This window comes from Acuticoccus sp. MNP-M23 (assembly GCF_031195445.1).
Classification (GTDB): domain Bacteria; phylum Pseudomonadota; class Alphaproteobacteria; order Rhizobiales; family Amorphaceae; genus Acuticoccus.
In genome coordinates this window covers 1,143,172-1,156,953 of record NZ_CP133480.1, presented here as the reverse complement: position 1 = coordinate 1,156,953, position 13,782 = coordinate 1,143,172, and the positions used below count along the sequence as shown (strand labels likewise).

The following is a 13,782-nucleotide window of genomic DNA, read 5'->3' as shown; positions in this document are numbered from 1 at the left end:
AGAACATCATGGCACACTTCACCACCGGGCTTCTGGTTGCGGCCTCCACGCTGGCCGCGTCTTCCGCGCTCGCCGAACCGTCCGCCTACAATTCGCCCGATGCGGCGGTGGAGGCGATCATCGCAGCGCTGGATGCGCGCGATGCGGATGCGCTTGTCGCCGTGTTCGGCCCGGAGGCCCGCGACGTTGCGCTGAGCGGAGACGTGGCGCGCGACCGCGAAACCTGGGGCACGTTCATGCGCGCCTACCAGGAGAGCAACCGCCTCATTTTCAGCGACGACGGCGCTGGCGCGACGCTGCTGGTTGGCGCGAACGAGTGGGCCTTCCCGGCGCCGCTGGAAAAGGGCGACGACGGGCAGTGGCGCTTTGATCCGGAGGCCGCCCGCGAGGACGTGCTGGAACGGCGGATCGGCAACAACGAGCTGGACGTGATGGAGCTGTTGCAGGGCTACACCCGCGCGCAGGCCATCTACCGTGAGGCTGACCGGGACGGCGATGGCGTGCGCGAGTTCGCGGCCGCAATCCTGAGTGCGCCGGGCGAACGCAACGGCCTCTACTGGCCCACCGAGGATGGTGAGCCCGAAAGCCCGATCAGCGACTTTGTCGCCCGCGCCGCCGCCAGCGGCTACAGCGCGGACGGGACGGACGAAACCCCGGAGCCCTATCTCGGCTACTATTTCACAATTCTGGAAGGGCAGGGGCCGGACGCGCCCGGCGGCGCCTACGATTATACCATCAACGGCAACATGGTGGCCGGCCACGCAATGCTCGCCTTTCCGGCAGCTTACGGCGAGCTGGGCATCATGAGCTTCATGATCGGCGAAAACGGCCAGATCTTCGAGGCCGACCTCGGCGAAGAAACGCTGGATCGCGCAACCGCAATCACGCAGTTTCTTCCAGACGCAGAGTGGACCCCCGTCGACTGAGCGGCGCAATTCACGCCGATCCTTGGCAAGGCGGCGCACGAGCGGCCTGAACGCGCCGCTCGGCGCCCGCTGGCCAAAGACCTCGCGCCTCAGCTTCGCCTTGCCTCTTTCCATCAATGCGAAAGAAGCAGATCGCATGGCCTGTGCCTGAGGCCGATCTCCCGGAAGTCCGGTTCCGCCTGATTGGCGACCGCGCCGCAGGCAATGCGGCAAGCGCGGCGCTTTCCGGCACCTCCTGCATTCCTGCTACACGCTTTCTTGAAGTGCAGAGCGCGCCGCGTTTGCGCACGGCCGGCGGTCGTGCCGCCACCGGCCCGAACGATCAATCCGCCCCGTTTTCGGGACTCCGAGCGAAAAATGCGGCCCGCACCGCCGGCCTGTCGACTGCGACTGATGCATATTCGGTAGCGGTCCGCTGCGAATTGAGCAGATGACCGCAGCACTAGAGCCATGCTGTACTTGGTTCATCGCCCGACAGGGCACTGAAATCGTGGACCCGGCCCGATAGCGTCGGCGGACCCTGCGAAAATCCATGGAGGCAGTCGATGACGGCGGTCGCTGATGCGTCACCTCACAGGGCCGACAAGCCTTCGCCGCGCCGTTATTTCGGATGGCTCGGGTCGGCGGCCATCCTTGCCTGCGGTCCGCTCATCCTCATCGCGTTCTGGTGGGTCGCCTACGCGGGCAACCTCGTCGATGCCAACCTGTTGCCCTCTCCGTTCGCCACGCTGCGCGACACCTGGACCAACATTGTTTCCGGCAACATGCTGTACGATGTGTGGTTCACCTTCATCCGGGTGTTCTACGCGTTTCTCTTCGCAGCCATCGCGGGCGTGCCGGTGGGCATCGTTCTGGGCGTGAACCAGAAGGTCTACCGTTCGGTCGAGTTCATCATCGACTTCTTCCGATCCACGCCGGCGACGGCAATGTTCCCGCTGTTCCTGCTGCTGTTCGGCCTCGGCGACTTCTCGAAAATCGCAGTTGCCGGCTTCGCAGCCTGGCTGATCGTCATCTTCAACGTTTCCTACGGCGTGATGAATGCGCGGCGCACACGCATCCTCGCAGCGCGCTCCATGGGGGCGTCGCGGCTCAGGATCTTCTTCGACGTCGTCTTCTTCGAAACGCTGCCGCAGATCTTCGTGGGTCTGCGCAACGGGATCTCCATCGCGCTCGTCGTGATCATTGTCGCGGAGATGTTCATCGGTGCCACCGACGGGCTCGGCCACCGGATCATCGACGCGCAGATCTCCTACGAACTGACTGACATGTACGGCTCGATCCTCGTCGCCGGGGCTCTCGGCTACGGGCTGAACGCCTTCTTCCTCGTTGCCGAAAAATACCTCGTCCACTGGTCGGGCAAATGACGGGCACGGCGCCGCCAGAGCGCCGGCCTGTGGGAGACCGTCCAATCCCTCTCCTTCATAAAGATGGACCGATGTCATGATGAAAAATCTTGGACTGGCCGGCGCGATGATCGCGATCGCCGGCACCGGAGCCGCACACGCCGCCTGCGACGATTACGAGACCGTCGTCTCGGCCTGGCTGCCGATCATGCAGACCACGGCATACTACGTCGCCCACGAGGAAGGCCTGTTCGAGAAGAACTGCATCAAGGTCGAATCGAACAAGATGCAGTCGCCCAACCACATCATCGATGCGCTGGTGTCCGGCCGCGCCGACTTCGGCCCTCCGGGCGCAGCCGCCGGGATCGCGATGCTGGCCGAAGCGAAATTCCCCGGCACGTTCAAGGTGTTCGGCCTGCAGGGCGGCGGCATCGAGGTCGATCTCATCAACGATGCGCTGATCGTGAAGTCCGGCAGTGACATCAAGTCGTTCGCGGACCTCAGCGGCAAGACCCTCGGCCACGTGCCCGGCATTCAGTGGCGCACCATCTCGCGCCACCTCGTGCGTGCAGCCGGCCTCGATCCGGACTCGGATGTCCAGCTGATCGACCTTGCCGTGCCGCAGCAGGTGCCGGCCGTCATGGGCGGCAGCGTGGACGCGACGTTGTCGCTTGAGCCGGTGGGCTCGATTGCCGCGGCCACGGACGGTGTGGACCGGGCAATGGTGAACCCCGTCGCCGCCGTCATCGCCGATCCGTTCTATTCCGGCGCTGCGGTGCTGACGACCAAGTTCATCGAGGAGCGGCCGGAGGTTGCCCGCAAGATCGTCGAGATCATCGACGAGGCAACGCTGCTCGCGAATGCTGACTTCGAGAAGTACAAGGCGATCATCCCGAAATACACCGCAATCCGTGAAGAACAGCTCGACCTTCTGGCCAAGCCCTACCTGCGGCCGTGGTCTGAGCTGAACGAGACGGATCTCGATTCCTATCAGGCGTTCGTCGACGTTTTCCACACCGAGGGTGTCCTGAAAGAGCCGATGGACGTGCGCACGAAAATCCTCAAGCCGACCGACTTCGGCGAGAGCTGATCGGCCGTGAACGAGACGAGCGCGCAAACGATGGATCTCGCCCAGAGCGCCCCGCCCGCCAGCGATCGGCAGAGCGCCCCTGCCGGGAAAGAGCGGGCCGCGCCGGCGACCCGCAAGGGCCAGCTCACCGTCAAGGGGTTGCGAAAATCGTTCGACCGGACCGTAGTCTACGACAATTTCGACCTCACCTTGCCGCTCGGCTCGTTCATCAGCGTCTTCGGTCCCAATGGCTGCGGCAAGAGCACGCTGATCAACATGATCTCCGGGCTCATGCCGCGGGACGGCGGCGAGGTGCTGTACGACGGCCGGCGCATTCGCGACACGCGGATTTCCTACGTCTTCCAGAACTATCGCGAGGCGCTGTTCCCCTGGCTGCGGGCGGTGGACAACATCCACTACCCGCTGAAGCTGATGGGCATGTCGAAGGCTGACCGCAACCGCCGCGTGGAGGAACTGGTCGCCGATTTCGGCATCACCATCGACCTCAACACCTATCCCTACATGCTGTCCGGCGGCCAGCAGCAGGCGGTCTCGATCCTGCGCGCCCTTGCCCCCGCGCCGGAGGTTCTGTTTCTGGACGAGCCCTTCAGCGCGCTCGATTACGAGATGACGCTCCTGATGCGCGAGAAGCTTCAGGCGATCTACCGGAAAACGGACACGACGATCATGCTTGTGTCGCACGATCTTGAAGAGGCCGTGCAGATGGCAGACCTCGTCCTTCTCCTGACGCGGCGGCCGACGCGGATCGCCGAAATCGTCCGGAACCCGTTGCCGCGGCCGCGTGATCTGGCGATGCTGACGCAGCCGGAATTCGTGGCGCTTCGCAGCAGGTGCCTGGAGATTTTCCAGCGCGAAGCACGGGTGGACACACAATGAGCGAAGACGCGAAGGAGACCGGATTGCGCGGCTATCACGACATTGGAGGCGATCCCGCCGGCGATATTCCCAAGGTCGAGCTGCCGTGGCTGCACTGGGAGAAGCAGACCGAGGCGATCCGCGACCTTCTGGGCGACGGAACGCGCCGGATCGTCTCGCTCGACGAGATGCGCCGCGGCTTCGAGAGTTTTGGCGCGGACAAGTACAAGGCGCTCTCGTTCTATCGCCGCCGCCTGGATGCGATGATCGACATTCTGGTGGAGAAGGAGATCATCTCCCGCGAGGAGCTGGACGCTGCGGTTTCGGAGCGCCGCGAAGTTTGGACCCGTGCCGCCGCCGAGGATACCGTCACCGGCGGGTCGCAATGACGAGGGAGCCGCGCCATCGCTTCGCCGTCGGCGACCAGGTGACTGTTCTCGACCTTGGCAAGGCCGGCCATGTGCGCATTCCGCATTATGTGCGGGGGCGGTCCGGGACGGTGGTCCAATATTGCGGGCGATACCTCAACCCCGAAGATCTGGCGGTCGGCGTCACGTCCGGCCCCGGCGTCGACCTTTACCGCGTCGCCTTCGACCAGAACGCGCTTTGGCCCGGCGACGGCCACCCCGCCGCCGACCAGCTGATCACCGAAATCTACGACCACTGGCTGACCGCGACCTCAGGGGCCGCAGGGGTAAACCAGTCCGGGCAGGAGATGATTAAGGCATGACCGCACTTCATGGCGACCACGGGCACGACCACGACCACGACGCCCACGAGGCGCTTGTGGTGGAGGACGACGCCGGCAACCTGGAAGGGCAAATCATGGTCGATGCCTTGCAGGACGTTCTGATTGCACGCGGCCTCATCACCGCGCCCGAAGTCACGAAGGCCATCGAGAAGCTGGAATCGCCCGGCATCCACCAGGGCGCGGCCATTGTGGCAAGGGCCTGGACGGACGCGGACTACAAGGCGCGCCTTCTTGGCAACGGCAAGAGCGCGATCGGGGAACTCGGCATTGCCGTTGGTGAAGCGCAGATCGTCGTCGTCGAGAACACGGCGAAGGTCCACAACCTCATCACCTGCACGTTGTGCTCGTGCTATCCGCGCTCGATCCTCGGCCAGCCCCCGTCCTGGTACATCTCCAAGGCGTATCGCGCGCGCTCGGTCCGCGAGCCGCGCAAGGTTCTTGCAGAGTTCGGCACGGCCCTTGGTGATGACGTCGACGTCATCGTTCACGACAGCAACGCCGACATGCGCTATCTGGTCCTCCCCGAGCCGCCGATTGACGCTGATACCGCCTCGCCCGGTGAACTGGAGGCCCTCGTCACCCGCGATAGGCTGATTGGCGTCATCCGGTAAGGGGACCGCATCCGCCGGAATTCCCGTTGAGAAAGGCCGGCACTGCGCAGGTCCCGCCGCGGCAAGCGCGCCCGTTGCCATGGATCGGGCGGGCAGCTCTGCCATGGCGTGAAGCAGGCTTTGGGGGAGAGCAAAAGATGGTGCGGGCGGTCGGACTCGAACCGACATATCCGTGAGGACGGCGGATTTTGAGTCCGCTGCGTCTACCAATTCCGCCACGCCCGCGGCTCTTTGCCGATATTGACGGCCACCCGGCCCTGCGCCGCGCTGCCGCGTCATCTCCGGCCGCTTTTCCTACCCCCTCAACCGGCCCAACTGCAACCACCGTTCGCGGCCGCGGCGAAAGTCTGTTCGCGTTGCTTCCCGGCGCGGCTACGACGGCCCGATGCGCAAGGGCCTGCAAGAGTCACAAATGTGATTTTGGCGCTTTCACACAACAAGAGGTTGTTATATGATTTCCACATAAGATTGCAGGCCAGGGCAAGGGGCGTCAACGATGTGGTTCGGCCTCTTCATCTGCACTCTGTCGGCGCTCTGGGCTGCACCCGTGCTGGCGGGCGCGTGGACGCTGGACCGCGGCAAGACGTCGACGTTCGTTGCGTCCACCTTCACCTATGGCGACCACGGGTTTGACGATGACGGCAACCTCGTCAAGGTGCCGGAGTACCAGAAGTTCGTGCTGTCCGGTGCGCTCGAGTATGGCGTTCGCCCGTGGTTGACCGCGGTGCTGCGAGCCGAACTGCGCGAGGAACGGATGCTGGATGCGGTCTACACCACCCGTCTGCCAAGCCCGCTGTTCGACCCGACGGAGGTGACCGACGTCACCTTTTACGACCGCGCGTCGAGGAGCTATGCCGCGGGCGGCGTGGGGGCGCGGGTGCGGCTGCTGCAAGCCTCGCCATGGGTTGTGTCGGGCGAGATGCTGCTTGGTTCGGGCGGTCTCGACAGTGCGGGCCTCGGCGCCCCGTCGGACGGGCCGTATCTTGAAACGCGGGCGCTGGTGGGCGCCAGCCGCACGATCCTCGGTCGGAATGCCTATGCCGACATTGCCGTTGGCTACCGCCACCGCTTCCGCGACGACGACGCCGACGAAGTCCTGCTCGACGTCACGCTCGGCACACAGGTTCTGCCGCGCTGGATGGTTCTGGCGCAGACCTTCACCACGGTCGAGACCGATGGCGAGACCCATTATACCAAAGCCTCCGGCAGCCTCGTCTATTCTTTCAACGATCGCTTGCGCATTCAGGCCGGGGTGGTGGGCACGGTCCATGGCCGCAACGCCATCCGCGAACTTGGCGGCACCCTCAGCTTCTGGTGGGAGTTCTGACGGCGCGGCGCCTTCCGGTTTCCGGCGGCTGGTTCGGCTTGTAGGGTGGGAAGGTCCGCCACGCCCTTCGTTCCAAGCAAGGCCACATCCGCGTCATGTCCGATCTCGTTGCCATTCCTGCCGGGCGCTTTTCGATGGGATCGGACAATTTCTACCCGGAGGAACGCCCGGCGCGCCCGGTCAGCGTCGACGCGTTCCAGATCGCGCGGGCGCCGGTGACGAACGCGCAGTTTCAGGCATTCGTGGCGGCGACGGGGCACCGGACCACCGCCGAAACGGGCATTGATCCGGCGCAGGACCCCGGCTTTCCAGCGGAGTATTACGAGCCGGCCTCGCTGGTCTTCCGCCCCACCAAAGGGCCTGTGCCGCTGAACGACCCGCGCCATTGGTGGCAGCTCGTTCCCGGCGCGAGATGGGACGCGCCGGAAGGGCCGGGGAGCACGCTGGACGGGCGGATGGACCATCCGGTCGCCCATGTTTCACTGGCCGATGCGGAGGCTTATTGCCGCTTTGCCGGCCTGCGCCTCCCCACCGAGGCGGAATGGGAGTGGGCAGCGCGCGGCGGCAGCGCGACCACCTATCCGTGGGGCGAGGCGCTCGACCCCGGCGGCGGCACACCGGCCAACATCTGGATCGGCGATTTTCCCTACCGCAACCTGCGCCATGGTGACGGGCCATTCTCCACGCCGGCCGGCCGGTTTCAGCCCAACGGATTCGGCCTTTTCGACATGATCGGCAATGTGTGGGAGTGGACGGCCTCCCTTTACGACCGGAGCGCGACCGTCGCGCCGTGCTGCATTCCGGCGGCCGAAGGGCGGACGCCGTCGGCCGCCAAGGTGCTGGCGGCCAAGGGCGGCTCGTTTCTCTGCGCGCAGAATTATTGTCAGCGCTACCGCCCGCCGGCCCGCACGCCGCAGGAGTTTACCGCAACGGCGGCGAACCTCGGCTTCCGCTGCGCCGCCGACGCCTGAAAGCGCGCCAGTCAGCAATAGCGCTCGATGCCGATATTCTGCGCGTCGGAATAGCGGTCGCCATGGGCAAAGCCGATGGGCAGGAGGCGCGCGATCTCGGTGCGGTCGGCATCGGTGAACGCAATCTCGCGCGCTTTGGCAAACTCGCGCAGGTGGGTTGCGGTGCGTGTGCCGGGGATGGGGAGAACGTGGTCGCCCTGGTCCAGCGTCCACGCCAGCGCTGCGGCGGCCGGCGACCAGCCGCGTTCCCGGCAGAACGCCTTGTAGGGCTCGATCCACGCCACGTTGGCCGCAAAGTTGGGCGGCACGAAACGCGGGTTGTTGCGGCGGAAATCGCCATCGCCGAATGTGGCGGGGTCTGGCGTCTTGTCGCCGAACATGCCGCGGGCAAGGGGTGAAAACGCGACGAAGGTGATGCCGAGCTCGGCGCAGGTCTGCAGGAGCCCCAGTTCCGGCTGGCGGGTCCACAGCGAATATTCGTTCTGCACGGCGGCGACGGGATGAACGGCATGTGCGCGGCGCACCGTGGACGGGGCAACTTCAGACAGGCCGTAGGCGCCGATCTTGCCCTCGTCGATGAAGCGCTTCAGCGTTCCGACCACATCTTCGATGGGGATCGCCTGCTCGCGGCGGTGGACGTAATAAAGGTCCACATGGTCCACGCCCAGGCGCTTCAGCGAGCCTTCCAGTGAGCCGCGCAAGGCCTCGGGTCCATTGCCGAAATGGCGCTCGGGCTTCATGTAGATGCCGCCCTTGGTGGCAAGAGAGACCTTCGCGCCGCTTTGCGCCAGAAACTTGCCGACAACCTCTTCGGAGCGGCCGGCGCCATACCGCTCGGCGGTGTCGAAATGGTCGACCCCCGCGTCCACAGCAGCGGCGAGGCATTCAAGGCTTTCCGCCTCGGTGGTGGGGCCGTAGAAGCCGCCGAAGCTCATGCAGCCAAGTCCGACGGCGCCGACCGTCTGCCCGTGGATCGTCCGGTGCGTGTTTGGCGCGGCATCTGGCATGGGGCATTTCCTTCGTTGCTCTGAACTGCCGGCAGGGTAGGGGGTTTTGCGCCGGGTGACACCCGTCAGCGCGGACCGACCACGGCCACGGCCTTCATCATGACCGCCTGATGGGGGTGCGGCAGCCCCTTGACGGCGGTCACCGTGCACACCGGCGGCACGGGAAGGCCGTGCCGCTCCAGCGCCGCGTACACGGCGTCGGCTTTGTCCGGTTGGGTGAGGTAGACATCGAGCTTCACGATGCTGGAGAGGCCCGCGCCCACCGACAGAAGGATATCGGCGATGTTGCCGAGCGTGACGACGGCCTGGACGGCGGTGTCGATCAGCACCCGGCCCGTCTCATTCACGCTGGCGCCGACAAATGTGTCGTCCCGCCGGCGCGAGCTTGTGCCCGACACGAAGGCGAGGTTGCCGACCCGCTTGACGTGGGGGAAGCTTCCGCGCGGCCGCGCCTTGTGCGCCAGCGTCTTGTTCTCGATGACGAGCTGGCTGGACAGGGCCTGCGCGGCGCTTTTCAGGCGGGCGATGATGTCGGCCCGGTCGCCGTTTCTAAGGCGGGCCGAGGGCGCGCTCACCACCAGCGCGCCGAGCGGGGCAAGGTTGGCGCCGGTGACGGGCGCGGCGAGGCAGTCGAGCCCGGTTTCCATCTCGCCGCAATCCTCCGCCAGACCGGCCAGGGCGATGCGCTGGGCCTCGCGCCGTACCTCACGCATGTCGGTCCGCGTTTCGGGCGTGAGCGCGGGAAGCGCGATCTTCTCGAGCGCCTCCTCGCGGGCGAGCGGGTTGAGGCAGGCCATCAGCAACTTGCCAGTGGCGGAGGCATGGAGCGGGCGGTCGAGGTCGCTGCGGATGCGAAAGGCGAGGGGGCGGTTTGCTTCCTGCCACACCAGCGGCCGCGCTTCCGGTCCGTGGAACAGCGAGAGACACACCGTTTCACGCAGGTTCTGGCACAGATGGTCGACAGTCCCGCGCGCGCGTTCCGCCACGATGTCGGTGCGCATGGCCTGCTGGCCAAGCTCGGAAATCAGCATGCCGACGTGGTAGCGCGGGCCGGGGGTCCGGTCGAGCGCGCCGACCTCTTCCAGCGTCAGGAGGAAGCGGTGGGTGGTGGAAAGGGTCTGTCCCGTTGCCTCGGCCACCTCCTGCGGCGACAGCGGGCGTGTCTCCGACAGGAACAGCTTGAGAATGTCGAAGGCCTTGATGACCGAGTTGTTCTTGGGAGTCGCCATTTTAGCGGCGTCCGTTTCGCTTAAGGGTTTTCAGGCTTGGCAGGCGGCGGGGTCGGCGCCTCCGGGTCCTCGCCTGACAGACCTTCCTTGAGGAATGCAGAAACGCCGCTGGCGTCTGCCTTGCCAAGGCCGACCTCTTTCAGGAGCTGGTCGACCACGGGCGCTTGCGTGCGGTAGCGCAGCGCACTGTTGACCACCTGATCGGGCAGGTTCTGCGGGCCAACGGGGTTGCCGTCGGCACCGATCATGCCGCCGCCGGAAAGGGCGAGCTGGCCGCCGACAAGGCCGTTGACCTCGACGATGCGGATATCGTCGATGTTCTCCATCGGCTTGGCGCTTTCGCGGATGATGTCCTTCAGGTGGTCGATGACGGAGAGGCGCACCTTCAGCGCCATCAGCTCGTCGGACATTGTGTTTTCCGCCTCGGTGAGGGCGCGGACGGCTTCGGCGTCCACCGCGCGCTGGTGGGCGTCGGTGTCGATCCGGGCCTTGTCGGCGACCGCCTCGGCCTCGGCCATGGCGGTGATCCGCGCGGCCCTGGCGCGGGTTTCCACCTCGTTGGCTTTCGCGGTGTCGGTCGCCTCGCGCACGCGGGCTTCGGCGGCGACCAGAAGCGCCGCAACGTCGCTCTCGGCGGCGGAGTTCGCCTTGATGAGCGCGATGACCTTTTCGCGCTCTTCCCGCTCGCGGGCACGCAGGAGGGTGAGCGCCTCTTCGGCTTCCACCAGCGAGCGGCGGGCGCGCTCCACGTCCGCCAGCGCCTCGATCTGTGCCTTGGCGCTTTCCGACAGCGCGACGTCCTTCAGGTGTTCGCTCTCGATCAGCTGGCGCTGCTGCTCGATGGCGAGCGTGTCGATGGCGAGGCGCGAGTCCATGTCGGCGCGGGAGACGGCCTCCTTGCGGCTGGTGCGGGCGACCGCGACGAGGCGGTCGGCCTCCTCCTTGTCAACGTCGAGCAGGCGGGCGAGCTCGACGCGGATCCGCTCCAGCTCGTTGCCGGTGGTGAGGGTGACCGCATCGGCTTCGCGCTGGCGGCGGGCCTGCTCCTGCGAAACCTCGGAGAGGCTGGCGGCCTCCTCCATGGCAACGGCATGCTCCTTGGCAATCCGCGCAAGGCGGATCGCCCTGTCGACGCCGGTGGTGACGCCGTCCACCGCCTCGCGGTTTTTCTCGCGCTGAGCCGCAATGGCCGCCTCCGCCCCCATGCGGGCCATTTCGTTCTCCTCGTCCGCCTTCACGTTGGCGACGCGGATCTGCGCGTCGGCGGCAGCACGAGCCTCTTCGGCCTCGCGGCGGTTCTCGGCTTCCGCCTTGGCAACCTCGGCCTTTCGCGCGGCCTCTTCCACCGCGACATCCTTGTTGCTGGCGGCGCGCTGGACGCGGACGGCAGCATCTGTCTCGATGGTGACGTTTTCCACCTCACGGCGGATGCGCATTTTCTCCTGCGCCACCGCAAGCTCGGTGGCGAGGCGGATGACCTCGCGCTGCTCGTCGGCTTTCAGGGTGGCGATCCGCACCTCCAGCTCGGCGGCAACGCGGGCTTCCTCGGACTCGCGGGTGCGCTCGGCGGTGGCGCGCGCCACCTCGGAGTCCTTGGCGGCCAGGTGCATCGCCGTCTGCTTCTCGCGCTCGATCCGCCTGAGCTCGACAATCTGTTCGGACTCGGTGCGCGCATCCTCGATGGCCTGGCGGGTCTGCGCGTTCTCGCGCTCCACGGCCTTCTGCACCGTGAGGCGTTCCACCTCGCGCTGCTGGTCGGCTCTTGCTGTGGCAAGGTCGATGGAGAGCTGGGCGGCGACGCGGGCCTCTTCGGAGAAGCGGCGGCGGGACGCCTCCTCGGACGAAATGGTGGCGCCCTGCTCGGCGCGGCGCACGGCAATCTCTTCCTGCTGGGCGAGGCGGGCGTATTCTTCCTGCTTGTCCAGCTCCAGCCGGCGGGTCTCTGACTCCAGGTTCTTGGTCTGGATGTTGACGCGGCTGTCCTGCTCGATGGCGTTGCGCTTCAGCTTGCGGGACTCGATGTCGGCCGTCAGGCGCGTCAGGCCCTCGGCGTCGAACGCGTTGTTGGGGTCGAAGAATTCGCGGCTGGTCTGGTCGAGCTGGGTGAGCGACGCGGACTCCAGCTCAAGGCCGGTCTGCTCCACTTCGGCGGCAACGTGCGCCTTCACGCGGCGGATGAAGTCGCCCCGCTGCTCGTGCAGCTCCTCCATGGTCATCTCGGCGGCAACGCTGCGCAGCGCGTCGACGAAGCGGCCTTCCAGAAGCTCGCGCATCGCTTCGGGCCGGCCGGTCTTGGAGCCGAGCGCCTGTGCGGCCAGCGCGATGGCCTCGGGGCTGCTGGCGACGCGGACGTAGAACATGGCGGTCACGTCGATCCGCATCCGGTCGCGGGTGATGATGGAGGTTTCGTCCTCCCGCGTGATCTCCAGCCGGTTGGTGGACATGGAGACCGGGGTGAGGTCGTGCAGCACGGGGATGACGAAGGCGCCGCCGTTCTGCACCACCGTCTGCCCGCCGAGGCCGGTGCGGACGAACGCCACCTCCTTGGTGGCGCGGCGGTAGAGCCACCAGAACAACACCCACAAGATGACGATGACGATCACGACGATGACAAGCGTCATGATCACGGCGGGGAGAACATCCATGGACCGGCTCCGCATTCGCGAGTGATGGCCGGGGCTTTAACGATTGGCCATCCGTTCAGGCACAGTAGGCACCCACTTGCGACGCGTCCATCTCAATATTCGGTTTACAGTCTCGCTCTTTGAGTTACAGTCTCGAAGTTGACCGCACTGAGGACGTTCCGTGGCACTCGATTTCACCGGCCTTCCTGCACCCAAGTTCCGCTATGCCCCCGCGGTGGAAGCGGCCGGCATGGTGCGGACAGCCGGCATGGTCGGTCTCGACCCTGCGTCCGGCAAACTTGCCGAAGGTGGCGCAGCCGCCGAGTTCAGTCAGATCCTTGCAAATCTTGGCACGTTCCTCGCGGCGAATGGCTTTTCCCGGCGCGACGTTTTCGCCGCCAACATTTTCGTCACCGATTTTGCTGCGTTCGGCGCCATCAACACAATCTGGGACGCCTTTTTCGACGATGACGCCGCGCTGCCCGCGCGCACATCTGTCGGCGTCAGCGCGCTGCCCATCGGCGCCGCGGTCGAAGCCGATTTCACGCTGGCGCGGCGCGCCGCACCTTCCGGAGCCTGAACGAATGACCGACATCGCCGCACCCGAGACGCGGGACGCCAACGGACGGGTGGTCAAGCACCTCGCCACGCCGCGCGGCGCCTACCCGCATTTTCGCCGGGCGGGGCCGCTGGTGTTCGTGTCGGGCACCAGCTCGCGCCGCAAGGACAACACCATCGCCGGCGCCAGCGTTGACGAGATGGGCACGACCACGCTCGACATTCGCGAGCAGACCGCAGCGTGCATCGAGAATGTGCGCGCCGTCCTACAGGAAGCGGGCGGCGACCTTGAAAACCTCGTCGAGCTGTCGACCTTCCTCGTCAACATGAACGACTTCGGCGGCTACAACGAAGTCTACGGCCAGTATTTCTCCGAGAGCGGGCCGGCGCGCACCACAGTTGCCGTGCACCAGCTCCCGCATCCGCAGCTACTGATCGAAATCCGGGCCACGGCCTACATCGCCCAGTCGCCCACCAGCGCCGAATAGGA

Annotated in this window: 14 protein-coding genes and 1 tRNA gene; 11 read left to right on the top strand and 4 right to left on the bottom strand. The window is 66.1% G+C overall.

Annotation, left to right across the window (positions count from 1 at the left end; translation table 11 throughout):
• Positions 1–8 precede the first annotated feature (8 nt).
• From RDV64_RS05480 to RDV64_RS05450, 7 genes are all read left to right on the top strand, one after another.
• On the top strand, positions 9–926 hold the full coding sequence (locus RDV64_RS05480; RefSeq protein WP_309198269.1) for a DUF2950 family protein: 918 nt from the start codon (positions 9–11) through the stop codon (positions 924–926).
• Positions 927–1,471: 545 nt separating this feature from the next.
• Positions 1,472–2,290: an ABC transporter permease gene (locus tag RDV64_RS05475; RefSeq protein ID WP_309198268.1), complete on the top strand. Its 819-nt coding sequence runs from the start codon at positions 1,472–1,474 to the stop codon at positions 2,288–2,290.
• Positions 2,291–2,366: 76 nt separating this feature from the next.
• Positions 2,367–3,359: an ABC transporter substrate-binding protein gene (locus tag RDV64_RS05470; protein WP_309198267.1), complete on the top strand. Its 993-nt coding sequence runs from the start codon at positions 2,367–2,369 to the stop codon at positions 3,357–3,359.
• A 6-nt stretch (positions 3,360–3,365) separates the two neighbouring features.
• Entirely contained in the window at positions 3,366–4,235 is an 870-nt protein-coding gene (locus tag RDV64_RS05465) for an ABC transporter ATP-binding protein (RefSeq protein ID WP_309198266.1), read from the top strand.
• Entirely contained in the window at positions 4,232–4,603 is a 372-nt protein-coding gene (locus RDV64_RS05460; RefSeq protein WP_309198265.1) for an SH3-like domain-containing protein, read from the top strand. The genes RDV64_RS05465 and RDV64_RS05460 overlap by 4 nt, the downstream gene beginning before the upstream one ends.
• Positions 4,600–4,944, top strand: coding sequence for an SH3-like domain-containing protein (locus RDV64_RS05455; protein ID WP_309198264.1), 345 nt, complete (start codon positions 4,600–4,602; stop codon positions 4,942–4,944). Before RDV64_RS05460 ends, RDV64_RS05455 begins: the two co-directional genes overlap by 4 nt.
• Complete coding sequence (locus RDV64_RS05450) at positions 4,941–5,576, top strand: nitrile hydratase subunit alpha (RefSeq protein WP_309198263.1); 636 nt, start codon at positions 4,941–4,943, stop codon at positions 5,574–5,576. The genes RDV64_RS05455 and RDV64_RS05450 overlap by 4 nt, the downstream gene beginning before the upstream one ends.
• 138 nt (positions 5,577–5,714) lie before the next feature.
• Here the strand turns inward: RDV64_RS05450 and RDV64_RS05445 are convergent.
• A tRNA-Leu gene (locus RDV64_RS05445) sits at positions 5,715–5,801 on the bottom strand.
• Between the two features lie 271 nt (positions 5,802–6,072).
• On the opposite strand from RDV64_RS05445, the gene RDV64_RS05440 reads away from it, so the two are divergent.
• Both RDV64_RS05440 and RDV64_RS05435 read left to right on the top strand, forming a co-directional pair.
• Positions 6,073–6,903 (top strand): hypothetical protein, encoded by an 831-nt coding sequence (locus RDV64_RS05440; protein ID WP_309198262.1) that lies wholly within the window; start codon positions 6,073–6,075, stop codon positions 6,901–6,903.
• A gap of 95 nt (positions 6,904–6,998) precedes the next feature.
• A complete protein-coding gene (locus RDV64_RS05435; protein WP_309198261.1) occupies positions 6,999–7,874 on the top strand; it encodes a formylglycine-generating enzyme family protein in 876 nt (291 codons plus the stop codon).
• 11 nt (positions 7,875–7,885) lie between these two features.
• Here the strand turns inward: RDV64_RS05435 and RDV64_RS05430 are convergent, their stop codons facing one another.
• From RDV64_RS05430 to RDV64_RS05420, 3 genes are all read right to left on the bottom strand, one after another.
• Positions 7,886–8,881: an aldo/keto reductase gene (locus tag RDV64_RS05430; RefSeq protein WP_309198260.1), complete on the bottom strand. Its 996-nt coding sequence runs from the start codon at positions 8,879–8,881 to the stop codon at positions 7,886–7,888.
• A 65-nt stretch (positions 8,882–8,946) separates the two neighbouring features.
• Entirely contained in the window at positions 8,947–10,110 is a 1,164-nt protein-coding gene (locus RDV64_RS05425) for an IclR family transcriptional regulator C-terminal domain-containing protein (RefSeq protein WP_309198259.1), read from the bottom strand.
• Between the two features lie 20 nt (positions 10,111–10,130).
• Entirely contained in the window at positions 10,131–12,755 is a 2,625-nt protein-coding gene (locus RDV64_RS05420) for a flotillin domain-containing protein (protein WP_309198258.1), read from the bottom strand.
• 160 nt (positions 12,756–12,915) lie between these two features.
• Between RDV64_RS05420 and RDV64_RS05415 the strand changes: the two genes are divergently transcribed.
• Positions 12,916–13,314, top strand: a complete 399-nt coding sequence (locus RDV64_RS05415; RefSeq protein WP_309198257.1) for a RidA family protein — start codon at positions 12,916–12,918, stop codon at positions 13,312–13,314.
• Positions 13,315–13,318: 4 nt separating this feature from the next.
• Entirely contained in the window at positions 13,319–13,780 is a 462-nt protein-coding gene (locus tag RDV64_RS05410; protein ID WP_309198256.1) for a RidA family protein, read from the top strand.
• Positions 13,781–13,782 lie beyond the last annotated feature (2 nt).